Genomic DNA, 23736 nt, shown 5'->3' on the forward strand with positions numbered 1-23736 from the left:
GCCGCCCGCGCGTCTGGCAAGGCAGGCTATCGACCCCGATAGCCTGCCCCAATCGAATAGATTTTAATAATCAATTTCAATAAATCGATAGCTATCGGCATACTGGCAACACTTTCCACCCAGTCAGAGAGACACCGATATGCCGATCATCAACACCCAGATCAAGCCGTTCAAAGCCCAGGCCTACCAAAATGGCGACTTCATCACCGTGACCGACGAGACCCTCAAGGGCAAGTGGTCGGTGGTGGTGTTCTACCCGGCGGACTTCACGTTCGTGTGCCCGACCGAGCTGGGCGATCTGGCCGACCATTACGACGAATTCAAGAAGTTGGGCGTCGAGATCTACAGCGTCTCGACCGACACCCACTTCACGCACAAGGCCTGGCACGACACGTCCGACACGATCGGCAAGATCCAGTACCCGATGCTGGCTGACCCGACGCTCGCCATCTCGCGCAATTTCGACGTGCTGATCGAAGAGGAAGGGCTGGCGCTGCGGGGCACGTTCGTGATCAACCCTGAAGGCCAGATCAAGCTGTGTGAAATCCACGATAACGGCATTGGTCGCGATGCGAAGGAACTGCTGCGCAAGGTGCAGGCCGCGCAATACATCGCCGCGCACCCGGGCGAAGTCTGCCCCGCGAAGTGGACGCCGGGTGCCGAGACGCTGAGCCCGTCGCTCGACCTGATCGGCAAGATCTAAGTACCGCGCAAGGCCGCAGCAAGCGCCGCGCCGGTCACGTCGCGGCGTCTCGCCGGTGCGTCGGTCCCCTAAACCCGTCGCACCGGCACCCGAATTCCGAGTTACCGATGCTTCCTGCGCCAGCCATGTGGCCGACGCGGCGGATCTCGCTCACCCTCGCTCACTCCATTCACGCTATCGAGACGGAAAACACGCCATGTTGGACGCGAACCTCAAAGCCCAATTGCAAACGTACCTTCAGAAAGTCACGCGGCCGATCGAGATCGCCGTGTGGCTCGACGACAGCCCGAAATCGGCCGAGATGAAGGCGCTGGTCGACGAGATCGCACCGCTCAGCGCGCAGATCCGCGTGGCGGCGCGCGACGACGCGCAGGAGCGTCGTCCGTCGTTCGCCATCGGCACGCCGGGCGAGGCGCCGCGTATTCGCTTCGCCGGACTGCCGATGGGGCACGAATTCACCTCGCTCGTGCTGGCGCTGCTGCAAGTCGGCGGCCACCCGGTGAAGCTCGACGATGACACCATCGCCCAGATTCGCGCGCTCGACGGCGACTTCCGCTTCGAGACATATATCTCGCTGTCTTGCCAGAACTGCCCGGAAGTCGTGCAGGCGCTCAATGTCATGGCGCTCATCAATCCGCGCATCCAGCAGGTAACGATCGACGGCGCGTTGTTCCAGGGGGAAGTCGAGGCGCGCCAGGTAATGGCCGTGCCGACGGTGTTTCTCAACGGCGAGTCGTTCACGCAGGGCCGCACCAGCGTGAAGGAATTGCTCGCGAAGCTCGACACCGGCGCGACGGCCCGCGCCGCGAAGGCGCTTGAAAACAAGCCGGTCTATGACATGCTGATCGTCGGCGGTGGCCCGGCAGGCGCGGCCGCTGCGATCTACGCGGCCCGCAAGGGCATCGCGACGGGCGTGGTGGCGGAGCGATTCGGCGGTCAGGTGCTCGACACCATGGCCATCGAGAACTTCGTCTCGGTGACGCACACGGAGGGTCCTAAGTTCGCTGTGGCGCTCGAGCAGCACGTCAAGACTTACGACGTCGACGTCATCGACACGCAACGTGCCGAAGCGCTGATTCCGGGCAGGATCCACGAAGTGCATCTGGCCAGCGGAGCGGTGCTCAAGGCGCGCGCGGTAGTGCTGGCCACCGGCGCGCGCTGGCGGGAAATCGGCGTGCCGGGCGAGCGCGAATACCGCAATCGCGGTGTGGCGTACTGCCCGCATTGCGACGGTCCGCTCTTCAAGGGCAAGCGCGTTGCGGTCGTGGGTGGCGGCAATTCGGGTGTGGAGGCGGCCATCGATCTCGCGGGCATCGTCAGCGAGGTCACGCTGATCGAGTACGGCGCGCAACTGCGTGCGGACGAAGTGCTCCAGCGCAAGCTGCGCAGTCTGCCCAACGTGCGCGTGCTCACGAACGCGCAGACGACCGAAATCGTCGGCGACAGGCAAAAGGTCAACGCGCTCGTGTACCGCGATCGCGTCTCGGGTGAGACGTCGACGATTGCGCTCGAAGGCGTGTTCGTGCAGATTGGCCTGGTACCGAACACCGAGTGGCTCAAGGGCACCGTGGCGCTGTCGCGCCATGGCGAAATCGAGGTCGATGCGAAGGGGGCGACGTCGGTGCCCGGCGTGTTCGCGGCGGGCGACGTGACGACCGTACCTTTCAAGCAGATCGTCATCGCCGTGGGCGAGGGCGCCAAGGCATCGCTCGGCGCCTTCGAACACCTGATGCTCAGCTCGGTGGAGGACGACGCCGCACAGGCGCCGCGCGAGGCCGTCGCCGCCTAAGGCCCGACAACGTCTCGTCATGCTTCCTGCTTAGGGTTTGCGCAAGACAACGCCGTGTGGCGCAATCGCGAGAGCGATTCGCGCACGGCGTTTTTCTATGGCAGGTTCTCGCGAAAAATCACCTGGCTGCGATTGGCTTCCACGCCCGCCGTGAGCTCTCGTTTTTCACGGAGATTGGCGAAGATGCGCACGCAATTCATGATGGCGCTTTGCGGACTTTGCGTGATCACGGCATCCATGGAGCCATCGATGAGCAATGCGCGGGTGTCGGGCGTGAGCCCGTGGCCGATGAAAACGACCTTGTGCTGCTTGCCTGTTGCCTTGAGCGCCTGTCCGATGCCCTGCGCCCCACCGCCGATGTTGTAGATCGCCGCGAGATCCGGATGTTGTTCGAGCAGCGCGCGCGCCTGACGATAGTTGACCGCTTCGTCGTCGTAGCCTTCGCGCAGGCCGACGACCTGCATGTGCGGGTATTGCTCGGCAAACAACTGCAGGAAACCGGCCTCGCGTTCGACATGCGCCTTGTAGCTCAGCGAACCGGCGATGAGCGCGACCTTTGCGGCGCGCTCGGGGCCCACGAAGCGGGCGATGAGGTAAGCGGCCGTCCTGCCGGCCGAGCCGTTGTCCAGTCCCACGTAGGCGATGCGTCGCGAATGCGACAGATCGGACACCAGTGTCACGGTGGCGACGCCCGCGTCGGCGAGCACGCCCACCGCCTCGCGAACGCTCGGATGCTCCAGCGGCATGAACGCCACCCCGTGACACTCCCGTCCACGCCGAAGCAACGTCGAGGCCAGCGCCTGGGGATCGAACCCCTGGATGAACTGCACACGACAGTTGACGTGGTACGGTGCCCACTGCGTTTGCGAGCATTGCACCCATTCGCCGAGCATGCGCAGGAACTTGCTGCTGCGCCCGGGAAGCACGAATAACACCTGCGTGGGCGGCATGGCACGCACGGCCTCGAGCTCGGGCTCCGGCAAGTACCGGAGTTCGCCCGCCGCATGCAGCACCCGCTGCACGGTCGTTTGCCGCACGCCCGAGCGTCGGTGCAGCACGCGGTCGACCGTCGCCGTGGACACCCCGGCCAGCCGCGCGATATCCGCCAGATTGGGCATGTTGCGTCGCATCGTCTTCCTGTCTCCCGTATCGTCCCGCGCCGTGACGCGGCGCGTTTTCCCACAGCATACTTCATCAAAACCCATCAAATCACATCAAAAAAACGGGTTGGCGAATCGGTGCGGCCGCCCCTATCGTACGACCTCGGATGCGTTGCACTTGTATCGGGCAGGCGGCAGCAACGACAGAATAAGCACAGGAGACAAGGTCATGGCAGCAACGGGAGCGTGCGCGTCGCGAAGACTGGAGGGTCGGGTCGCGCTGGTCTTCGGCGCGGGATCGGCGGGCGACGGCTGGGGCAATGGCAAGGCGGCCGCCGTGGCGTATGCCCGGCAGGGTGCCAGGGTCGTGGCCGTGGATCAGGATCCGGCGGCGGCCGACGTCACCCGCCGGATCATCGCCGAGGAGGGCAACGACGCCATTGCGCTGGCGGCCGACGTCACGTGCTGGGACCAGGTCCGTCAGACCGTGGCGGCCGCCGTCGAGGCGTATGGCCGGATCGACGTGCTGCACAACAACGTCGGCATCACCTCGCAGGGCGGGCCGGTGGAGACCACCGAGGCGGTATGGGACCGGGTCATGGCGGTCAACGTCAAGAGCATGTTCCTGACCTGCAAGGCGGTGCTGCCGGGCATGCAGGCACAGGGCAGCGGCGCCATCGTCAACATCGGCGCGCTGGGCGGTGTGCGCTGGACCGGTTACGCCTACTGTGCCTATGCGGCGTCGAAGGGCGCCGTCAACTCCCTTACCCAAAGCGTGGCGCTCCAGTACGCATCGCAGGGCATCCGGGCGAACTGCATTTTGCCCGGCGTGATGGATACGCCGCACATCTACCGGCAAATCTCGGGCTTCTACGCGAGCGAGCAGGAGATGGTGGAAGCTCGCCATCGCCTGTCGCCGACCGGACGCATGGGCGATGGGTGGGACGTTGCCCATGCGGCGGTGTTCCTGGCTTCGGACGAGGCGCGCTACATCAACGGTGTGGAGCTGCTCGTCGACGGCGGCATGCACGTTCGCTGCAATTGACACGGCGCACCCGGCCATCGGTGTGCCGGGGTGTCACGGAGGGTCGTGCCGACGCGGTGTTCCGCCGCTCGCACGGTAGCGCCATAACCACAATATCAGGAGACATGCGGATGACCAGCTCAACTTCTCAGGGCCGACGCAACGTATTGCGCGCCCTTTCCGCCTTGCCGGCATTGGGCGTCGCGGGTGTGGCCGGCGTGACCGGCGTGACCAGCATATGGCCGCGATCGGCGCGCGCCGCCGCGCCGGAATTCGTCTTCAAGTACGGCAACAATCTGCCCGTCAGCCACCCGCTGAACGTACGGGCGCAGGAGGTGGCCGCGCGCATCGCCACCGAAAGCCGCGGCCGCATGGAGTTGCGCGTGTTCCCCAATAACCAGCTGGGCGGCGACACCGACATGCTTGCGCAGGTGCGCAACGGCGGTATCGACATCTTCAACGCCGGCACGATGGTGATTGCGACGCTCGCGCCCATCAGCGCGATCACGGCCGTCGGCTTCGCGTTCTCGAACTACGATCAGGTGTGGCGTGCGGTCGACGGCCCGCTCGGCAACAGCATTCGCGAGGCCTTCGCCAAGACGGGCCTCTACACGTTCGAGAAGATGTGGGACAACGGCTTCCGTCAGATCACCACCGGCAACAAGCCGATCGCCACGGCGGCCGACCTCTCCGGCATGAAGATCCGCGTGCCGGTCAGCCCGATGGGCATCTCGCTGTTCAAGTCGCTGCAAGCCTCGCCGACGAGCCTGCAGTTCAGCGAGGTCTATTCCGCCCTGCAGACACGCGTGGTCGATGCGCAGGAGAACCCGTTGGCCATCGTGCAGACGGCGAAGCTGTATGAAGTGCAGAAATACTGCGCGCTCACGAACCACAGCTGGGACGGCTATCACCTCGTGGTCAACGGCCGGTCGTGGCGCGCGCTGCCCGACGATCTCAAGGTGATCGTGGCGCGTGCGTTCAACGAGGCGGCCATCAAGCAGCGCGAGGACGTCTATAAGCTCAACACGGGGCTGCAGAGCGAGCTCTCGAGCAAGGGGCTGGCATTCAATGCGGCGCCGCCGGAGACGTTCCGTGCGCAATTGCAGAAGTCGGGCTATTACGCGGAGTGGCAGAAGAAGTTCGGCGCTCAGGCCTGGGCGCTGCTCGAAGCCACGGCCGGCAAGGTGGCCTGACATGACGCCCGGCCCCGTGCATTCGCCGCATGGCGTGTCTTCCGCACAGCCGCCGGTGCCCGATGCGAGTCCGGTCGGCCGGCGCGGCGTCGTGAGCGCGATCGACCGGGCCATCGGCTGGCTCACGGAGATCCCGGCCGCGCTGCTCGTTCTCGCCGACATTGTCGTCATGCTCGCGGGCGTGGTGGCGCGATATGTCTTTCACGCGCCGCTCGTCTGGAGCGACGAGCTCGCCGGCATCCTGTTTCTCTGGATGTCGATGCTCGGCGCGGTGGTCGCACTGCGCCGGGGCGAGCACATGCGCATGACGGCATTCGTCGGCAAGGCGTCGCCGGGCGCGCGGGCGTTTCTCGATGTGCTGGCGATCGCCGCCGCCCTGGCGTTTCTCGTGTTCATTGTGCATCCGGCATACGAGTATGCCTCCGAGGAAGCGTTCGTGATCACGCCGGCGATGGAGATCAGCAACGCCTGGCGCGCCGCCGCGCTGCCTGTGGGAGTCGCGCTGATGACGCTCGCAGGCGTGGTGCGTCTGCTGCGCACCGCAACGCCGGTGCGTGCCGTGCAGGCCATTGCCGTCGTCGCGGCGGTGTGTGCCGCTTTCTGGCTGCTTGGCCCCGTGCTCGAACCGCTCGGGCGCTGGAATCTCGTCATTTTCTTCGCGGGGGTCGTGGGCGCGTGCGTGTTTGCCGGCGTGCCGATTGCCTTCTCGTTTGCCCTGGCGACGTTCGGCTTTCTTGCCCTCACGACGCGCACGCCGCTGGTGGTGCTGGTCGGCCGGATGGACGAGGGCATGTCGCATCTGATCCTGCTCGCGGTGCCGCTGTTCGTCTTTCTCGGTCTGCTTATCGAAATGACCGGCATGGCGCGGGCGATGGTGCGCTTTCTCGCGAGTCTGCTCGGTCACGTGCGCGGCGGTCTGAGCTATGTCCTCATTGGCGGCATGTACCTGGTGTCCGGCATCTCCGGCTCGAAGGCGGCCGACATGGCGGCGATCGCGCCGGTGTTGTTCCCCGAGATGAAGAAGCGCGGCGCCGACCCTGGCGATCTCGTGGCGCTGCTGTCCACGACCGGCGCGCAGACGGAGACGATTCCCCCCTCGATCGTGCTGATCACCATCGGTTCGGTCACGGGCGTGTCGATCTCCGCGCTCTTCACCGGCGGCCTGCTGCCCGGCGTGGTACTGGGCATCGCCCTGTGCTGCGTGGTGTGGTGGCGCTATCGCCGCGAAGACCTGTCCGGCGTTGCGAAAGCGAACCGCAAGGAAATGCTGCGGGCGTTCACCTACGCCTTGCCGGCGTTGGCCCTGCCGTTCGTGATCCGCGCCGCAGTCGTCGAGGGTATTGCGACGGCCACCGAGGTCTCGACGATCGGTATCGCGTACTCGGTGCTGGCCGGCCTGCTGATCTATCGCCAGTTCGACGCACGTCGTCTGATGCCCATGCTCGTCGAGACGGCCGCGCTGTCCGGCGCGATCATCTTCATCATCGGCGCGGCCACCGGCATGGCGTGGGGCCTGACGCAATCGGGATTCGCGCAGGACCTCGCCTCGGCCATGGAACGGGTGCCGGGCGGTGGCGCGGGATTCATCGCCGTCTCTGTGCTCGCCTTCGTCATTCTCGGCAGCGTGCTCGAGGGCATCCCGGCGATCGTGCTGTTCGGACCGCTGATGTTCCCGATCGCGCGGGCGGTCGGGGTCCACGAAGTTCACTACGCAATGATCGTGGTGCTCTCGATGGGGCTGGGACTGTTCGCGCCGCCGTTCGGCGTGGGGTACTACGCGGCCTGCGCCATTGGGCGGGTCGATCCCGCCAAGGGCATGCGCGCGATCTGGGGATATCTCGCGGCGCTGATCGTCGGATTGATCGCGGTGGCGGCGTTCCCCTGGATCTCGACAGGTTTTCTTCGATAACGAAGACGGCGGCGTGCGTCTTGCGTCTTGCGTCGCCATATGACATAGAACGACAGGAAGATCCATGAGCAGATTCTTTGGCGAGATTCGCCAGGTGGCATACCTCGTGCCCGACATCGAGGCGGCAATGCGTTATTGGTCCGGCGTGCTCGGCGTGGGGCCGTGGTACTACAACCCCCGGGTGCCGATCCGCAACTACACCTATCGCGGGGCGCACTTCGAACCGCACAACGCGGTGGCGCTCGCCAACGCGGGTGGCCTTCAGATCGAGCTGCTCCAGATTCGCAACGACGTTCCCTCGATGTATCGCGACTTCCTCAATGCCGGTCGCAGCGGCGCGCAGCACGTTGCCTACTGGACGGAGAACTTCGACGCGGACCTCGCGCGTGCGCGTGCGGCCGGATTCGAGGTTTGCATGAGCGGCGAGGTGGGCGAAAACGGACGCTTCGTCTATTTCGAGGACCGCAGCGAGGAGGCGGGATGCCATCCGGGCACCACGATCGAATTGTCCGAGGTCGCGGGGCCGAAGGGCACGCTCTTCAGGATGATTCGCGAGGCGGCCGCCCAGTGGGATGGCAGCGACCCGGTGCGTGAGTTTCCCGATTTGTCGAAGCTATGAACCGGACACTGAGTGCGACATACCTGATCGAGACGCCGCTCGACCCGGAGCAGGTCGCCGAAGTCATGGCCGGCGAGCAGTCCTGCGGCACCTTCACCCGGGTGGCGGGCGAGACAGATGCGTTGCGCGCCCGTGCCCGCGCCACGGTCGAGTCTGTCGAGCGGGTGGGCGAGGCCTCGCGCGCGTCGTTGCCGAACGCCTTTCTCGATCGTCTGGCCGCGACGGACCCGAGAGCGGGCAATGGACCGTGGCATCGCGCACGGGTGCGCATCGCGTTTCCGTGCGACAACGTCGGGGCGAATCTGCCGACGCTGGCCGCCACGCTGGCGGGCAACCTGTACGACCTGGGGGAAGTGACGGGCATGCGCCTGGAGCGCGTTGCGATGCCGTCGGCCTATCGTCGGCAATTCGATTTCCCGCGCTACGGCATCGATGGCACGCGCCGGGCCACGGGCGTGGCACAGGGTGCGCTCGTCGGCACGATCCTCAAGCCCAACGTCGGCATGCGCGCCGACGAGACGGCCGCGCTCGTTTCGCGCCTGTGCGACGCGGGCGTCGACTTCATCAAGGATGACGAGGTGTGCGCCAACCCCGTGCATGCGCCGTTGGCCGAGCGCGTGCCGGCGGTCATGGCGGCAGTGCGCGCGCACCGCGAACGCACGGGCAAGCAGGTGATGGTGGCCTTCAACATCACGGACGAGACCGGAGAGATGCTGCGTCACGCCGACCTCGTGCAACGCGAGGGGGGCAATTGCGTGATGGTCAGTCTGAACTGGTGCGGCTTTTCGGCGGTCACGACGCTGCGTCGACATACGCCGCTGGCGATCCACGGCCATCGGAACGGCTACGGCGCCATGTCGCGCGACCCGATGCTAGGCATCGGCTTCCAGGCCTATCAGGCGCTCTGGCGGCTCGCGGGCGTGGATCACATGCACGTGCACGGTCTGCAAGGCAAGTTCGCGCAGCCCGATGACGAGGTCATCGAATCCGCGCTTGATTGCTATGCCCCGCTTTGCGTCGATGCGGGCGACGGCCCGGACGATCGCGTCATGCCCGCTTTTTCTTCCGGTCAGTGGGCCGGCACGGTGCCCGCGACCTGGCAGGCGCTTGGGCGCGACGACCTGCTCTTCATGGCGGGAGGCGGCATTCTCGCGCATCCCGACGGGGCGGGCGCCGGCGTGCAGAGCCTGCGCGACGCGTGGCAGGCGATGCGCGCCGGGCAGTCGCTCGATGAAGCGGCACGCCATGCGCCCGCGCTGGCCGCCGCCGTGCGCTTCTTCGGGCGCTGAAGCACGCACGCAACACACTTATGACTTCAAGGGCAGATACGATGCTTCGCCCGCACCTTCTGTACTACGGCGACGACTTCACCGGGGCCACCGACACGCTGGCGACGGCCGCCCGAGCGGGACTGCGCAGCCTGTTGTTGCTCGCGCCGCCGGATTCGGCCAGGCTCGAGGCCATGGCGGCCGACGACGCCCTGCGCGGTCTGGACTGCCTCGGCATTGCAGGCGTGTCGCGCTCGCTCACGCCGCAGGCCATGCGCGAGGAACTGGCGCCGATCGCGGCGCTCGCACGTCGCTTGCAGCCCACGGTGTTGCACTACAAGACGTGCTCGACGTTCGACAGCGCGCCGGGCGTGGGCAGCATCGGCGAGGCGGTGCGAGTGCTCGCGCCGTCGATGCCGGGCGAATGGACGGCCGTGCTGGGCGGGCAGCCCAACCTCGGTCGGTACTGTCTGTTCGGCAATCTCTTCGCGGCGGCCGGCACCGGCGGCGAAGTGTTCCGTATCGACCGCCATCCGACCATGAGCCGGCACCCGGTGACACCGATGCACGAGGCGGATCTGCGGCGGCATCTGGGCGCGCAGGGACTCACCGACATCGGCCTCGTGCCCTGGACGACGCCCGCCGAGTCGTTCGCGGGACGACTGGACGCGTTGCGGCGGGAAGGCGTGCGCGCGGTGCTCTGGGACGTGGCCGTGCCCGCCGATTTGCCGCGCATCGGAGAGGTGCTCTGGCGCCAGGCGCAGCGTGCCGCCTTGCTCACGGTCGGGCCGAGCAGCGTGACCGAGGCGTTCGCGAGTGCCATGGCGTTGCGCGCGGTGCCCGAGGCGGCGCGTGTGGCACCGGCGCGCGGTCCCGTGTTCGTGCTCGCCGGCAGTCTGTCGCCCGTCACGGCGGCCCAGGTGCGTGCGGCCCGCTCGTTCGACGTGTGCCGTATCGACGCGGCTCGACTGGTGGAGTCCGACGGACGATACCGCGACGCGATGGCGGCCGAGCTGTCGCTGCGCCTGTGCGCGGGTCACCACACGCTGGCATGCACGGTAGCGCAGGAGGCATCGCAGGTCTCGCAGGCGTCGACGTCATCGCACGCCTCGCCGATTGGCGTATCGGCGCTGGCGCTCGCGCGTGCCGGTGGGGATTTGCTGCGGCGAGTATTGCAAGGCGCCGAAGTCTCGCGCATGGCCATCGCGGGCGGCGACACGTCGAGCCACGGCATGCGTGCGCTCGACGCGTGGGGCATGACTTACGCCGGCACGCTGGCGCACGGCGCCCCGCTGTGTCGGCTGCACAGCGACGTGCCTGCGCTCGACGGCATGGAGGTGCTGCTCAAGGGCGGGCAGATGGGCGGCCAAGACGTCTTCGAAAGCTTGGTGAGCGGTACCTGAACGACGACCGTTCGCATGTTCCGCCGGGCCCCCGGTGGGCGGTCAGTGCCGGAACGTCCTGGCGGTCTCCTCCGCGGCGATGCGCAGCTCCGGCTCGAAGGCCAGCAGGTCGTCGAGCGTGAGACGGCCGATGGGCGCCTGCACGGCGATGGCGGCGCAGGCGCGATTGCGGCTGAGCATGACCGGCACGGCAATCGCGATCAGGCCCTGCAAGTGCTCCTGGTCGTTGATGCCCATCTTGCGACGTCGCGTGCGTTCGAGTTCGCTGCGCAGTGCCGTCCGGTCGGTGAACGTGCGCTCGGAGAAGCGGCGCAGCGGCAACGTGTCGATCAGATGGTCGCGCCGCTCTTTCGGAAGAAAGCTCAGCAACAGCTTGCCGCTCGCGGAGCAGTGCAGCGGGACATGCGAGCCTGGCTGCAGGTGCATGCGCAGCGGCCATTCCGTCTCCACCCGATCCACGTAGATCACATCGTTGCCCGAGAGCATGGTGAGGTTGCAGGTCTCGCCAATGCTCGCGACCAACTGTTGCAGCAGTCCGTGGCGCGCCGCCGCCGGGCCGGTCTGCATCAACACGTTGATCGCCAGTGCGCGCACGCGCGGCGAACACTCGTAGCGACGGTCGCTCGCATTGCGGGTGATCAGCCATGCGTCCTTGAGCTGGGTGAGGATGCGATGCACGGTCTGTTTGGGCAGACCCAGCGCGTTCACGAGGTCTGTCATCGAGAGCGGGCCGCCGGCCACGGCGAGCGTCTCGAGAACCCGAAACGCGCGCACCGCGGCTGCGTTCGACTGGTTCGATGCCGTCATGTCGTCTCCTTTACGCGACGCCCGCGCCGTGATCCGGGTCGTGGTTGCGCGCGCTGTTTCCTGTGATTCTGCATCGGTTTGATGACTTTTGCGGACTTTATCGGTCCCGAATATCGGGACAGCCTGTACACCCTCCTGATGTGTCCGGTTTGTCCGGGAATTTGAGACCTGTGGTGCCGCCGGGTTGGCTAGATTGAGTACGCGAGCTCAATCGATAAAAACCCAGGAGGCATCACATGAATTCACGGGCTTTCGGCGCGACCCTCGCGCAGTCGAACGCCGATGCGTCGTCGCCGGCGGGCACCGCCGCCGACGAGATCGAGACACAGGTGGGCGCGATCGTCGCTCGCGCCCGCGCCGCGCAGCGCGACTTCGCCCGGGGCGGCCAGCAGGCGCTCGATACGGCCGCAGCGGCCGCCGCGTGGGCGATCATGGCGCCGGCGCGCAACCGGCAACTCGCCGAGCTTGCCGTGCACGACACGGGACTCGGCAACGTCGACGACAAGATCCAGAAGAACTTTCGCAAGACGCTCGGCTTGTTGCGCGATCTGCACGGTCGCAAGACGCATGGCGTGATCGCCGAGGACGCCCGGCGCGGGATCGTCGAGATCGCTCGCCCGGTCGGCGTCGTGGCCGCCATCACACCGTCGACCAATCCCGCCGCAACGCCGGCGAACAAGATCGTCAATTCGCTCAAGTGCGGCAATGCGGTGATCGTCGCTCCTTCGCCCAAGGGGTATGGCGCCTGTGCGTTGTTGCTGCGGTTCATTCACGCGGAACTCGCAAAGGCGGGCCTGTCGCCGGACCTCGTGCAGATGCTGCCCGAGCCGGTGACCAAGGCCGCCACCGCGGCGCTGATGCGGCAGGCCGATCTCGTGGTCGCGACCGGTTCGCAGGCGAACGTGCGCATGGCCTACACGAGCGGCACGCCCGCCTTCGGCGTGGGCGCCGGCAATGTGGCGTCGATCGTCTCGGCGAGCGCCGATCTGCGCGACGCCGCCGAAAAGATCGCCCGTTCGAAGACCTTCGACAATGCCACGAGCTGCTCCTCGGAAAACAGCGTGGTGATCGACACTGTCGTGTACGACGCCATGCTCGACGCGCTACGTGCCGCAGGCGGCGTGCTCCTCGATGCGTCGCAAAAGCGCGCGCTCGAGGCGACGATGTGGCACGACGGCAAGCTCAGTGGCCGCTGCACGGCCAAGACCGCCGACGTGATCGCGCAGCTCGCCGGGCTCGACGCAGTGGCCGCGCAACGCCCGTCGTTCCTGATGGTGGAGGAGACCGGCACCGGCCCGGCGTATCCGTTCTCCGGCGAGAAGCTCTCGCCGGTGCTCACCGTGTATCGGGCGCGCGATTTCAACGATGCCGTGGCGCTCGTCGAGCGTATCTACGCGTACATGGGCGCGGGTCACTCCGTGGGCCTGCACGGCGCCGATCCGGCACAGGCGGTGCATTTGGGACAGATGTTGCCGGTCGCGCGCGTGATCGTGAACCAGGCGCACTGCTTCGCCACCGGCGGCAATTTCGACAACGGGCTGCCGTTCTCGCTGTCGATGGGTTGCGGGACATGGGGAAAAAACAACTTCACCGACAACCTGGGCTTTCGTCAGTACCTGAACGTCACGCGTGTGGCGTACCCGATCGCCGCGCAGGTGCCCGAGGCCGACGATCTGCTGGCCGACTATTTCGCGAGGTACGGACGATGAACGCCCCCATGAATCCGGCCCCGGTGGCAGGCGCCATTGCGCGGCAGACCCCGTGCAATGACCTCGACGGTCCGGCGCTCGATGTGCTGACGGCATCGGCGGCCACCGTGCGTGAGCTGATCGACGCGCGGGCGGCGGCGCTCGGCGCGCGTCCGTATCTGATTCCGGCGGCGGAGGGCGGCGCACGCCCCGACGACGTGGCCGCGGCGCTCACTTTCGCCGAACTGCGTGACGATTGTCGCGAACTCGCGCGCCGCTTCGTGCAAGCCGGGCTGCAGCCTGGCGATATCGTGTCGGTCTGTATGGGCAACGGTATCCAGTCCGCTCGCTTGATTCTTGCGGCGATGTACAGCGGCCTGATCGTCAATCCGATCAATCTGCTGTGTCAGCCGGCGCAGATGCAATACATCGTCGAGCATTCGGACACGCGCCTCGTCTTCGTGTCCGAGGCGATGCTCCCGGCCGTCCAGGCGGCGCTCGACGCGGCGCGCGCGCAGGGCATGACGCGGGCGGTCGCGCTCGTTTGCACGTCGCCGGACGCCAGCGCGTCCCCGGAGATCCCCGTGCTCGACGGGCCTCGCGCGCCCGCGTCGCCCGACCTGCGCGACGTGGCATTGCTCATGTACACGTCGGGCACGACGGGCGTGCCGAAGGGGGTGTTGCTCACACACGCCAACCTGCTGACCAACGCAACGTTCATCAGTGCGGAGCATCGCCTGACCCACGATGATCGCGTGCTCGCTTCGCTGCCGCTCTATCACATCAACGGGCTGGTCGTCACGCTGCTCACGCCGCTTTTCCACGGTGGATCGGTCGTGATGGCGCCGCGCTTTTCGGCACGCACCTTCTGGCACGACGTATGCACTTCGCGCTGCTCGTGGATCAACGTGGTGCCGACCATCGTGGCGTATCTGCTCGAAGCGCCGGCGCCTGAGCGCGCGGTGCTGGCGGGCCTGCGATTCTGCCGCAGTGCGTCGGCAGCGCTGCCGGCCGAGCACCATCGCGCATTCGAGGCGCGATTCGGCATCGGCATCATCGAGACGATGGGCATGACCGAGACGGCGGCGCCTGTATTCAGCAACCCCTACGATGCCTCGCGGCGCCGCATCGGCAGCATCGGCCTGCCGTCGGGTGCAGAGGCAAAGGTCGTGAGGCGCGACGGCTCCCAGACCGAACCCGGCGAGACCGGCGAGCTCGTCCTGCGCGGCGCCCAGGTCATGCGCGGCTATTACAAGCGGCCCGACGAAACCGCCGACGCCTTCACGGCCGATGGCTGGTTGCGCACGGGCGACCTCGGGCATCGCGACGAGGACGGCTACTTCTACATCTCCGGTCGTGCGAAGGAGCTGATCATCAAGGGCGGCGAGAACATCGCACCGCGCGAGATCGACGAGGCCCTGCTGCGCCACCCGGGAGTGCTCGAAGCGGCCGCGGTTGGCGTGCCCGACGCCGCGTACGGGCAGGAGATCGTCGCTTTCGTGGTGGTGCGCGGCGCGGGTGGCCCGGACGGCTCCGACACCGCGGATGCCACGGGTAGCGTGGATGGCGTGGCGTACATGCCCCCCGACGCGGCGGCGCTGCGCGAGCACTGCCTGAAGACGCTCGGGCGCTACAAGACGCCGAAGGCGTTTCACTTCGTGACGGATCTTCCTCGCGGACCGTCGGGCAAGGTGCAGCGCCTGAAGCTGTTGCAACGTTAGCGCCCCCACGTGCGCCGGCCGCCGGCCGGGCATGGTTTCACCGGCAGGACACGATCGCAGACGCATGACGTGTGCGACGTAAATACATAGGAGACATCATGGACAAGCGTACCGGTCGCGTGAAGACGCGCCACATCATTCTTGCGGTCATGTGCCTGATGTATTTCATCTCGTACATCGACCGTGTCAACATTGCCGTCGCCGGCCCGTTCATCCGCCAGGAGATGGGACTCACGACGGTGCAACTCGGGCTTGTATTTTCCGCCTTCGCCTACCCGTATGCCGCCATGCAGATCTTCGGCGGGTGGCTCGCCGATCGCTTCGGGCCGAAGCTGGTGCTGACGGTGCTCTCGCTGATCTGGGGCGCGGCCACGCTCGCGACTGGCTTTGCCGGCAGCATCCTCACGCTGGTGGTGTTGCGCTTCGTGCTCGGCATCGGTGAAGGCGGGGCGTTTCCGACCGCCACGCGCGCCTTTACGTACTGGATGCCGGTGGGCGAGCGCGGCTTCGCCCAGGGCATCACGCACAGCTTTGCGCGCCTGGGCGGCGCGATCACGCCGCCGGTGGTGCTCGCCATCGTGGTGGCGTTCGGCTGGCGCGAAGCGTTCATCGTGCTCGGTGTCGTGAGCCTCGCGTGGACGTTGCTCTACATGAAGGTGTTCACCAACACGCCCGACCAGCATCGTCGCATCACGCCCGAGGAAGTGACCGAGATCGGCTATCGCACGGGCGACTGCGAGCGGGCCAAGCGTGCCGCGACGCCATGGCGCAAGCTCATCCGCCGCATGTGGCTCGTGACGTTCGTCGATTTCTGCTACGGCTGGCTGCTCTGGGTGTACCTGACCTGGATGCCTTCCTATCTGCGAGAGTCGCAGGGGTTCGATCTCAAGCGACTGGCGCTGTTCACGGCATTGCCGCTGCTCGCCGGTGTGATTGGCGATACGCTGGGCGGGGTAGTCTCCGACAAGCTGTACAAGGCGACCGGCCGGTTGCGCTTCGCGCGCGTCTCGGTGCTGGTGGTGGGCATGGGGGGATCGCTCGCCTTCCTGCTGCCCATGACGATGGTGTCCGATCCGCTCGTGGCGGTGCTGCTGCTCTCCGCGTCGTTCTTCTTCCTTGAAATCACCAACCCTGTCCTGTGGACGCTGCCGCTCGACATCGCGGGCAAGTACGCCGGCACGGCGGGCGGGATGATGAACACCGGCTTCGGGCTGGCGGGCATGATTTCGCCGGTGGCGTTCGGCTATCTGATCGAGACGAGCGGCAGCTACAACGTGCCGTTCGCCATTTCGGCGGCCCTGCTGGGCGCGGGCGTGGTGGCTGCGCTGTTCATCGACACGAGCAAGACCGTCGAAAAAGATGAGCAGGCCGAGGCGATGGACCGGGTGGCCGACGACGACTACCGCCCCGAGGCGGCCGGCATGGCGGGAGCCTCGCCGGTGTGGGCGCCGGTCGGGCCGCAGCGGCATCCGCTGCGGCGTCCCCTGCGCTGGCGCCGCTAGGCGTGGCCCTGGCGCCGGCCTCCCAGTCGGGAGGCCAGCATGAGCAAGGTGCCGCTCACGGCCATCGAGACCACGCCCATCGCCATGCCTTGTCCGATGGAACCCTGTTCGAACTGGCGCCATATGAAGATCGAGACCGTCTGCACGCCGCTCGGCGCGAGCAGCAGCGAGGTGACCAGTTCGCGCGAGGCAATGGCGAACACGATCATCAGCGATGCGCCGAGCGCCGGCATGACCAGTGGCAGGGTAATGCGTCGCAGCGTGACGCCCGACGGCGCGCCATGCACACGCGCCGCGGCTTCGAGCGACGCAGCCATCTGGCGCAGCGCCGCGCTGGTGTAGCGCACCGGGTAAGGCAGCAGCAGGCAACTGTAGGACAGCAGCAGAATGCCCCACGTGTTGTAAGGCGTGACCGGCCAGAAGGGCAGGTTCCAGGCGAGTATCAACCCGACGCCGACGACGATGCCTGGCAGGGCATGCGGCAGCAGCGACAGGGCGTCGATCAGCACGCGCGCGCGCATTGTCGACTTCACCACGCACCAGGCGCACAGAAACCCCAGCACGCCGGTCACGAGCGACGTGCCCAGCGCGAGGGACAGGCTCGTGGCCAGCGCTTCGAGGCCCTCCGCGCCCTGGGCAAGCAGTGCGGCGAAATGCGATGTCGTGAGATTGGCGACGGACAATCCGCCCGAGAGCGTGCCCGAGAACGCCGTGGCCAGGATCGAGAAGAGCGGCGCGGCCGTGGCGAGCATGGCCACGCACCCGAAGCCAAGCAGCACCGGCCATCGCCAGCGGCCGAGCGTGCGCGCGGGCGAGGCGACCGGTTTGCCGGTCTGTGTCTCGAAATCCTTGCCTGCCGCGAGCCGGTGTTGCAAGACGAATGCGAGCAACGCCATGGCGGCCAGCACGACCGAGAGGACCGAGGCGCCGGGCAGATCGATCGGCCAGTCGGCGAAGCGGGCCTCGATGGACGTCACCAGCACGGAAAAGCCGGCACGCGCGCCAAGCGCGGCGGGCGCGCCGAATTCCTCGATCGCCATGGTGAATGCAAGTAGCAGGCTGGCGGCAAAGGCGGGCAGTGCAAGCGGCAGCGTGACCCTGGCGAACGCACGCCAGGCGCTCGCGCCGTGCACGCGCGCCACGTCGGCCAGACGCGACCCCGTGGTCGCAAACGCGCGCGACACGGCGAAGTACACCACCGGGAAGATGTTCAGCGTCATGACGAAGACGAGGCCGGGCAGCGAGAACAGGAACCGGCCCGCGTCGATCCCGCTGAGTTGCTGGGCGTATCCCCCGGTTTGCAGCAGCAACATCCAGCCGAGTGCGGCGAGATACGGCGGCACGAGAAACGGCAGCAGGAAGCACACGTCCCACAGACGCGCGCCCGGCACGTGGAACAGACCGCGAAGCGCTCCCAGCGCGCCACCCACGAGCGCCGTGCCAAGCGCCACGGCCATGCCAAGGCGCAGCGTATCGGTCACGAGCGGCCAGGTGGCGGCGTCGGACAACGTCGGCCACACGGCCGCGAACGGCGCGTCGAAGGCACCCGTCGCCAGATGCGGAAAGATCGCCTGCAACAGCACGAACGCGACCGGCAACGCCACGACCACGGCGAGCGCGGCCACCGTCACCGCGGGCAGTCGTCGAAACGGGATCATCGTCAGTGCTGGCCGTTGAGTTTGGCGAAACGTGCCAGGACTTCGGCGCGCGAGGCGCTCGACGATTGCGCTTCCCCCTGTGGCAGCAGGCGTAGATCCTTGAAGGAGGCGCGCTTGATGGCGATGTCCTCGCGCGCGGGAATCAGCCACGCTTCGGCCACCAGTTGCTGGCCGGCTTCCGAGAGCACGTAATCGATGAACTGGCGTGCCTCCCCTTGCCGCTTCGACGTGTTGAGGATCATCATGGGCCGCGGCGCGATCACGGTGCCGCTGGTCGGGAAGATCACCTTGATCGCCTCGCCGTTGGCCGCCGCCGCGTATGCGACGTAATCGACCGCGCCGAACACGGCCGCCTTCGCGCCCTGCAGCACCGGGTTGAGCGCCTGCGCGTTCGGGCCGGAGACGACCATGCCGTTCTGCCTGAGTTCGTCGAAGAGCTTCCACGCCTCGCTGCCCAGACGCGCCTGCAATCCGAGCAGCAGATCGGCCGACGCGCCCGAGAGGGCAGGGTCGGGCATGGTCACGCGGTCACGATAGGCGGGTCGGGTCAGGTCGCGCCAGTCGTGCGGCTCCGGCGTGCCGGACTTTGCATTCCACACGATGCCGAGCGCCGAGAGCCCTTGCGCGACGTAGTGCGACGTCTTGAACGGGGCGGGCACGTGCGCGGCGTTGACGCTCTGGAACGGTGCGAGCCAGCCGCGCCCCTCGAGGTCCTGCGCGGTGTCCCACGACGCCGAGATCAGCACGTCGGCTCGCGGATTGGCCTGCTCGGCTTCGATGCGGGCCATGACCTTGCCGGTGGTGGCCTGAAACACGTCGACCTTGATGCCGGTCTTCTTTTCGAAACCCGCGGCGAGCTTCTTGCTGAGATTGCCGGGGCCGGCGGTATAGACGGTCAATGCATGCGCATGTTGCACGCCGACGCTTGCAGCAAAGGCCATGGTAAGTGTCGCGATGATTTTGCGGTGGAGCATTATGGGCTACCTCGTAATACGTTTGTCAACGCGCCCGTGGGCGAGGATCACGATCTGATCGGCCAGCGCCTCGGCTTCGTCGCGGTCGTGCGTCACATACACGGCCGTGGTGCCCAGGCGCGAGAGCAGCGCGCCGATGTCCGCGCACAGGCGCGCGCGCAGATCGCGGTCGAGGTTGGAAAGCGGTTCGTCGAAAAGCAGCAACCGGGGGGCCGAGACGATGGCGCGCGCCAGTGCCACACGCTGCTGCTGTCCGCCGGAGAGCGCCTGCGGTCGACGTGTGCCCAGGCCGGCGAGCCCGACGAGCGAGAGCGCCTCTTCGACGCGATGGACCCGTTCGTGGCGCTTCACGCCACGCATCTCGAGAGGGAACGCGACGTTGGCGGCCACGTTCATGTGCGGCCACAGGGCGTAGTCCTGGAAGACCATGCCGAGCGAGCGCCGCTCGGGCGCGTGGCACACGTGTTCGCTCGCGACGACCTGGTCGTCGAAGCGGATTTCGCCGCCGGTGGGCGTGAGCAGTCCGGCGAGCAGCCTGAGCAGCGTGCTCTTGCCGCAGCCCGAAGGCCCGAGCAACGCGGTCGTGGTCCCGGCCGGGACCTCGAGATCGACGCTGTCGAGCACGCGCGTTGCACCGAAGCGCTGGTGCAGCGCGCGTATCGACACCGACACGCCGTGCGCCGACGGGGCGCGAGTGTCGCCTGTCATCAGAAGGTGTGCTTGATGCCGGCCATGGTGCCGAACTGATGCTTGCCGGCGACCACGTTGCTGCCGAAACCATTCAGGCCGAGATCGGAGCCGTTGCGGTTGACCACATAGCCGAGGTTCACGTAGGCGTCGGTGCGCTTCGAGAAGCGGTAGTCGGCGCTGACCTGGAACGACAGCGGGTCGCGGTTCGTGCCGTAGAAGTCCTGGTACATGGCCGTTGCCGACAGGTCGAGCGCGGGCATGGCATGCCACGTCGAACCCAGCCAGTAGTAGCTCGACGCTTCGACAGGACTTTTGTTCAGTGCCGACAGATGGATGGCCTTGGCATTCAGGTAGCGGTAGCCCACGAAGAGGTCGACGCTTTGCAGCGCGTATTTCGCGGCGACGGCAATGCGACGGTCGATGTTGCCTTCGTAGCCGCCGACCTTCGCGGTCATGGCGGCGTTGGGCGACGTGGCGCCACCGTTCTTCTGATCGTAGGCGATCACGAAGGACAGCGCGCCGCTGGCGTAGCGCACCCCGGCGTCGACGACCTGCGCGCGGCGATTGTCGCCCGGCGTGGTGCTCGCCGACCCGAAGTTCACGTCGTCGTAGCCTTTCGAGTACTGGACCATGGCCTCCACGCCGCCGAACTTGCCGGTGTAGCGCAGGCTGTTGTCCAGCCGGTCGGAGAACGCCGTGTCCTGCATCTTGATCGCGTACACGGCGTTGTTGAGCGGGTTGAACTTGCTCACCCAGTCGAGGAACACGCCGCCCTGGCGGCCGATGGTGAAAGCGCCAAACGACCGGTTCGACAGGCCGACATAGGCCAGACGGCCGAACTCGCGACCGCCTTGCAGCGATTGACCGTTGCCGAGGTTGAAGCCGTTCTCGAGCAGGAAAAAGGCCTTGTTGCCGCCGCCGAGGTCTTCGGCGCCCTTGATACCCCAGCGCGAACCGGCGAGGTTGCCCGAGGTGAAGCGGGTGAGGTTGACGGTGCTGCCGGCGGCGTTCTTGTCGGCGTTGGTGAGGAATTCGACGCCCGAGTCGATCAGCCCGTAGAGCTGAACGTGAGACTGGGCCAGAGCGGGCAGGGGCAGGCTGCCGGCGAACGCCAGGCAGCACCCCACCGCCGCGATGCGGAAGTTGGGTTTCATGATGAGGGTCCTCTTTGGGATTAAATTGAGCCGCCAATGTAAGCGGCCAACATGTCGCTGACGTGACAATGTGTCGTCGTCCGAAGTGCGACGCGCTCTCCCTGCGCGAGGTGCGCGGCGTGCATGACGCGGGCGACGCGGCCGGCGTCGCCGGGCACCCCGGCCACCGCAGCCACCGCAGCCAAAGCGGACCGTGTAACGAAAGCGGCCGGCGATGCGATCGCCGGCCGCGGGTGTTGCGTTCGCGGGGAAGGCCCGGGCAGGCGCCGTATCAGCGCGGCGCCGGTCCGGGTAGCGTGATGGTGAAGCGCGCACCGCCGAGCGGCGAGGTCTCGACACCGACCTTGCCCCCGTGTAACAAGGCGATGCGCCGCACGATCGCCAGCCCGAGGCCAAAGCCGCCGGTGGCGCGATTGCGGCTGCTGTCCAGGCGGTGGAACGGTTCGAAGATGCGTGCACGCTCAGGCTCGGGCACGCCTTCGCCATCATCGTCCACGTAAATCATGACGTCGCCGCCGTCGCAGGACTTCGCGCCGCAAACGATGCGCCGCGTGGTGTGCCGCATGGCGTTGTTGAGCAGGTTCTGCACGGCACGCGCGAGCAACTTGGGTTCGACTTCGACGCAGTCCGCGCCGGGCTCGGCCGCGATATCGAGCGCAATGGAACGGGCTGCGAGCACCTCGGTGCTATTTGCGGCCAGGCTGTCGAACATCAGGCGCAGCGACACCGCGTGACGCGCCGGAGGCGCCGTGATCTGGTCCAGGCGGGCGAGCGAGAGCAGTTCCGTGACGAGTTCGTCAAGCTCGCGAATATCGCCCTTGAGCGCGTTGATGCGCTCGTTGGCGTCGGGCTCGTGGCGGCGCTGTTGCAGGATCTCGAGTCCGAAGTCCAGTCGGGCGATGGGCGTGCGCAATTCGTGCGACACCGCATTGATCATGTCCTTTTGCGTCTTGATCGAACGTTCGATGCGATCGGCCATGGTGTTGAACACCCGCACGAGTGCCGTCAGGTTGGAAAAACGCGAGACGCGGGCGCGCGCGGTGAAGTCGCCTTCGCCAAACAGGCTCGCCGCCCGATTCAGGGCCTGCATGTCGTTCCAGTACCACCGCACCCAGGTCAGCACGGCCGTGAGCGTGAGCAATGCGAGCACGGCGTAGGCCAGATAGTTGATGGTCCGAAGATTCCAGTCCGTGCTCGTGCCGCTTGCCGAGGTCAGCGCCCAGTCGGAAGTGCCCAGGCGCATGGCAAAGTGATCGCCGTCCGTTGCAGTCGCAACGACTTTGCCGGCCTCGAGATCCTGGCGGGCGTACTCGCGCGGCAGGGCGACGTCGGTGAGCGGCTTGATCTCGAATTTGTCGTTGCCGTGGCTTTCCAGCTGCGCGATGAAGGCCGGCCATTGCGACTCCGGCAGGGCCTTGATCCGCTCATTGACGAGCCATGCGTACGCGCCCAACTGCTTTTGCGACGCCTGGTTGAGCACGTCATAGAAGATGTAGCCGAACGCATGGTTGATGATGAGGATGGTGGCGACCAGCGATATCGCGACGAGCGCATAGAGCTTCAAAAGAATGCGAAACATGGCTCAGCTCTCCCACGCCGACGGACTGAACAGATAGCCGCGCCCCCAGACGGTCTTGATGCGCTGCGGCTCGCCGTCGGTGTCCTCGAAGCGCTTGCGCAACCGGTAGATGCCGACGTCGACCGTACGGTCGATGCCGTCGAACTCGATGCCGCGCAATTGCTGGAGGATCTCGTCGCGGGTCACGACACGGCCGGCGCCGCGCGCCAGAATCAGCAACAGGCTGAACTCGTTTGACTTGAGCTCCACCGGAGCGCCGCGCCAGAACACCATGCGGTCGCGCGGCACGATGCGCAGCTGGCCGAAGGCGATGCCGTCGTCGGACCCGATCTCGGGTTCGGCCGGTGGCACGACCCGGCGCAGCAGCGCGCGCAGCCGGGCGAGCAGCAGGCGCGGCTCGACCGGCTTCACGACGTAGTCGTCGGCACCCACTTCAAGCCCGGCGACCTGGTCGTACGTGTCTTCGCGGGCCGTGAGGATCAGGATCGGCGTGCTGCTCACGGCACGCAATTGCCGGCAGATTTCCATGCCGTCCAAGCCCGGCAGCATCAGATCGAGCACCACGATGTCGGGTGAGAACGCACGAAAACGCTCGAGCGCGCGCGCGCCGTTGGACACGACCATCACCTCGAAGCGGTAGGCGTGCAGATATTCGGTGACGAGCGCGGCCAGGCGCGCATCGTCCTCGACCAACAAGACACGGTACATGGCCGTATTCCTTTTCCTGTTTGTGCTGTGCCGCGAAGGGTCGGCGGCACTCCCGCGAGGCGCATTCTACTGCCCCGCCGCCCCGCCGGGCGGGCGTTTCAAACCTGCGAACAATTGAAAACACTTGTTCACAACTCTCCTAAATCGGGTAACAGCCATGGCAATGCATCGCGCCTAACATGCGTGGCATTCGTTGGCCCCCCCCCGCCGAAGACGAACGAAATCCCCCGAATTTTTGTAGGAGTCC

19 protein-coding genes are annotated in these 23736 nt (G+C 66.7%); 11 read left to right on the top strand and 8 right to left on the bottom strand.

All coding sequences use genetic code 11. The annotated features are described in order from the left end of the window. Positions 1 to 139 precede the first annotated feature (139 nt). Positions 140 to 703, top strand: a complete 564-nt coding sequence (ahpC, locus tag W930_RS0112790) for an alkyl hydroperoxide reductase subunit C (protein ID WP_023597298.1) — start codon at positions 140 to 142, stop codon at positions 701 to 703. A 196-nt stretch (positions 704 to 899) separates the two neighbouring features. Beyond that, positions 900 to 2492: an alkyl hydroperoxide reductase subunit F gene (ahpF, locus tag W930_RS0112795; RefSeq protein ID WP_023873290.1), complete on the top strand. Its 1593-nt coding sequence runs from the start codon at positions 900 to 902 to the stop codon at positions 2490 to 2492. 95 nt (positions 2493 to 2587) lie between these two features. Here the strand turns inward: ahpF and W930_RS0112800 are convergent, their stop codons facing one another. Continuing rightward, on the bottom strand, positions 2588 to 3622 hold the full coding sequence (locus W930_RS0112800) for a LacI family DNA-binding transcriptional regulator (RefSeq protein ID WP_023597296.1): 1035 nt from the start codon (positions 3620 to 3622) through the stop codon (positions 2588 to 2590). 199 nt (positions 3623 to 3821) lie between these two features. Between W930_RS0112800 and W930_RS0112805 the strand changes: the two genes are divergently transcribed. From W930_RS0112805 to W930_RS0112830, 6 genes are all read left to right on the top strand, one after another. Further along, complete coding sequence (locus W930_RS0112805; RefSeq protein ID WP_023597295.1) at positions 3822 to 4637, top strand: SDR family NAD(P)-dependent oxidoreductase; 816 nt, start codon at positions 3822 to 3824, stop codon at positions 4635 to 4637. Between the two features lie 110 nt (positions 4638 to 4747). After that, positions 4748 to 5809, top strand: a complete 1062-nt coding sequence (locus W930_RS0112810) for a TRAP transporter substrate-binding protein (protein WP_023597294.1) — start codon at positions 4748 to 4750, stop codon at positions 5807 to 5809. Position 5810: 1 nt separating this feature from the next. Next, positions 5811 to 7718 carry a TRAP transporter large permease subunit gene (locus W930_RS0112815; RefSeq protein WP_023873293.1) on the top strand — a complete coding sequence of 636 codons (1908 nt, stop codon included), beginning with the start codon at positions 5811 to 5813 and terminating at the stop codon, positions 7716 to 7718. Between the two features lie 64 nt (positions 7719 to 7782). Then, the gene (locus W930_RS0112820; RefSeq protein WP_023873294.1) at positions 7783 to 8337 is read left to right on the top strand and encodes a VOC family protein; all 555 of its coding nucleotides are present in this window, start codon (positions 7783 to 7785) and stop codon (positions 8335 to 8337) included. Then, positions 8334 to 9626: a ribulose-bisphosphate carboxylase large subunit family protein gene (locus tag W930_RS0112825; RefSeq protein WP_023873295.1), complete on the top strand. Its 1293-nt coding sequence runs from the start codon at positions 8334 to 8336 to the stop codon at positions 9624 to 9626. The genes W930_RS0112820 and W930_RS0112825 overlap by 4 nt, the downstream gene beginning before the upstream one ends. A gap of 41 nt (positions 9627 to 9667) precedes the next feature. Next, complete coding sequence (locus W930_RS0112830; RefSeq protein WP_023873296.1) at positions 9668 to 11008, top strand: four-carbon acid sugar kinase family protein; 1341 nt, start codon at positions 9668 to 9670, stop codon at positions 11006 to 11008. 42 nt (positions 11009 to 11050) lie between these two features. Here W930_RS0112830 and W930_RS0112835 read toward each other — a convergent pair whose 3' ends face one another. After that, a complete protein-coding gene (locus W930_RS0112835; RefSeq protein WP_023873297.1) occupies positions 11051 to 11815 on the bottom strand; it encodes an IclR family transcriptional regulator in 765 nt (254 codons plus the stop codon). Between the two features lie 236 nt (positions 11816 to 12051). On the opposite strand from W930_RS0112835, the gene W930_RS0112840 reads away from it, so the two are divergent. The 3 genes from W930_RS0112840 (at position 12052) to W930_RS0112850 (ending at position 16726) form a co-directional block, all read left to right on the top strand. After that, positions 12052 to 13524 carry an aldehyde dehydrogenase family protein gene (locus W930_RS0112840; protein ID WP_023873299.1) on the top strand — a complete coding sequence of 491 codons (1473 nt, stop codon included), beginning with the start codon at positions 12052 to 12054 and terminating at the stop codon, positions 13522 to 13524. Beyond that, entirely contained in the window at positions 13521 to 15224 is a 1704-nt protein-coding gene (locus tag W930_RS0112845) for an AMP-binding protein (RefSeq protein ID WP_023873300.1), read from the top strand. The genes W930_RS0112840 and W930_RS0112845 overlap by 4 nt, the downstream gene beginning before the upstream one ends. A 98-nt stretch (positions 15225 to 15322) precedes the next feature. Further along, positions 15323 to 16726: an MFS transporter gene (locus tag W930_RS0112850; protein WP_023597286.1), complete on the top strand. Its 1404-nt coding sequence runs from the start codon at positions 15323 to 15325 to the stop codon at positions 16724 to 16726. Here W930_RS0112850 and W930_RS0112855 read toward each other — a convergent pair. From W930_RS0112855 to W930_RS0112885, 6 genes are all read right to left on the bottom strand, one after another. Further along, positions 16723 to 18384, bottom strand: a complete 1662-nt coding sequence (locus tag W930_RS0112855; RefSeq protein ID WP_023873301.1) for an iron ABC transporter permease — start codon at positions 18382 to 18384, stop codon at positions 16723 to 16725. The genes W930_RS0112850 and W930_RS0112855 overlap by 4 nt on opposite strands. A gap of 2 nt (positions 18385 to 18386) precedes the next feature. Beyond that, positions 18387 to 19325: an ABC transporter substrate-binding protein gene (locus tag W930_RS0112860; RefSeq protein ID WP_224785309.1), complete on the bottom strand. Its 939-nt coding sequence runs from the start codon at positions 19323 to 19325 to the stop codon at positions 18387 to 18389. 39 nt (positions 19326 to 19364) lie between these two features. Further along, positions 19365 to 20066 carry an ABC transporter ATP-binding protein gene (locus tag W930_RS0112865; protein ID WP_024788746.1) on the bottom strand — a complete coding sequence of 234 codons (702 nt, stop codon included), beginning with the start codon at positions 20064 to 20066 and terminating at the stop codon, positions 19365 to 19367. Beyond that, positions 20066 to 21202 carry a porin gene (locus W930_RS0112870; protein WP_023873303.1) on the bottom strand — a complete coding sequence of 379 codons (1137 nt, stop codon included), beginning with the start codon at positions 21200 to 21202 and terminating at the stop codon, positions 20066 to 20068. Before W930_RS0112870 ends, W930_RS0112865 begins: the two co-directional genes overlap by 1 nt. Before the next feature lie 271 nt (positions 21203 to 21473). After that, a complete protein-coding gene (locus W930_RS0112880) occupies positions 21474 to 22781 on the bottom strand; it encodes an ATP-binding protein (protein ID WP_023873305.1) in 1308 nt (435 codons plus the stop codon). Positions 22782 to 22784: 3 nt separating this feature from the next. Continuing rightward, the gene (locus W930_RS0112885; RefSeq protein ID WP_023597280.1) at positions 22785 to 23489 is read right to left on the bottom strand and encodes a response regulator transcription factor; all 705 of its coding nucleotides are present in this window, start codon (positions 23487 to 23489) and stop codon (positions 22785 to 22787) included. Positions 23490 to 23736 lie beyond the last annotated feature (247 nt).

Source organism: Pandoraea sp. E26 (genome assembly GCF_000681415.1).
In the GTDB taxonomy this organism is placed as follows: domain Bacteria; phylum Pseudomonadota; class Gammaproteobacteria; order Burkholderiales; family Burkholderiaceae; genus Pandoraea; species Pandoraea pnomenusa.

What these genes read in the sequence shown, in the direction of transcription:
- W930_RS0112865 (WP_024788746.1), bottom strand. Translation starts at nt 20,066, where the DNA reads ATGACAGGCGACACTCGCGCCCCGTCGGCGCACGGCGTGTCGGTGTCG.
- W930_RS0112880 (WP_023873305.1), bottom strand. Translation starts at nt 22,781, where the DNA reads ATGTTTCGCATTCTTTTGAAGCTCTATGCGCTCGTCGCGATATCGCTG.
- W930_RS0112885 (WP_023597280.1), bottom strand. Translation starts at nt 23,489, where the DNA reads ATGTACCGTGTCTTGTTGGTCGAGGACGATGCGCGCCTGGCCGCGCTC.
- W930_RS0112825 (WP_023873295.1), top strand. Translation starts at nt 8,334, where the DNA reads ATGAACCGGACACTGAGTGCGACATACCTGATCGAGACGCCGCTCGAC.
- W930_RS0112800 (WP_023597296.1), bottom strand. Translation starts at nt 3,622, where the DNA reads ATGCGACGCAACATGCCCAATCTGGCGGATATCGCGCGGCTGGCCGGG.
- W930_RS0112860 (WP_224785309.1), bottom strand. Translation starts at nt 19,325, where the DNA reads ATGGCCTTTGCTGCAAGCGTCGGCGTGCAACATGCGCATGCATTGACC.
- W930_RS0112810 (WP_023597294.1), top strand. Translation starts at nt 4,748, where the DNA reads ATGACCAGCTCAACTTCTCAGGGCCGACGCAACGTATTGCGCGCCCTT.
- W930_RS0112840 (WP_023873299.1), top strand. Translation starts at nt 12,052, where the DNA reads ATGAATTCACGGGCTTTCGGCGCGACCCTCGCGCAGTCGAACGCCGAT.
- ahpF (WP_023873290.1), top strand. Translation starts at nt 900, where the DNA reads ATGTTGGACGCGAACCTCAAAGCCCAATTGCAAACGTACCTTCAGAAA.
- W930_RS0112815 (WP_023873293.1), top strand. Translation starts at nt 5,811, where the DNA reads ATGACGCCCGGCCCCGTGCATTCGCCGCATGGCGTGTCTTCCGCACAG.
- W930_RS0112845 (WP_023873300.1), top strand. Translation starts at nt 13,521, where the DNA reads ATGAACGCCCCCATGAATCCGGCCCCGGTGGCAGGCGCCATTGCGCGG.
- W930_RS0112805 (WP_023597295.1), top strand. Translation starts at nt 3,822, where the DNA reads ATGGCAGCAACGGGAGCGTGCGCGTCGCGAAGACTGGAGGGTCGGGTC.
- W930_RS0112830 (WP_023873296.1), top strand. Translation starts at nt 9,668, where the DNA reads ATGCTTCGCCCGCACCTTCTGTACTACGGCGACGACTTCACCGGGGCC.
- W930_RS0112870 (WP_023873303.1), bottom strand. Translation starts at nt 21,202, where the DNA reads ATGAAACCCAACTTCCGCATCGCGGCGGTGGGGTGCTGCCTGGCGTTC.
- W930_RS0112855 (WP_023873301.1), bottom strand. Translation starts at nt 18,384, where the DNA reads ATGATCCCGTTTCGACGACTGCCCGCGGTGACGGTGGCCGCGCTCGCC.
- ahpC (WP_023597298.1), top strand. Translation starts at nt 140, where the DNA reads ATGCCGATCATCAACACCCAGATCAAGCCGTTCAAAGCCCAGGCCTAC.
- W930_RS0112850 (WP_023597286.1), top strand. Translation starts at nt 15,323, where the DNA reads ATGGACAAGCGTACCGGTCGCGTGAAGACGCGCCACATCATTCTTGCG.
- W930_RS0112820 (WP_023873294.1), top strand. Translation starts at nt 7,783, where the DNA reads ATGAGCAGATTCTTTGGCGAGATTCGCCAGGTGGCATACCTCGTGCCC.
- W930_RS0112835 (WP_023873297.1), bottom strand. Translation starts at nt 11,815, where the DNA reads ATGACGGCATCGAACCAGTCGAACGCAGCCGCGGTGCGCGCGTTTCGG.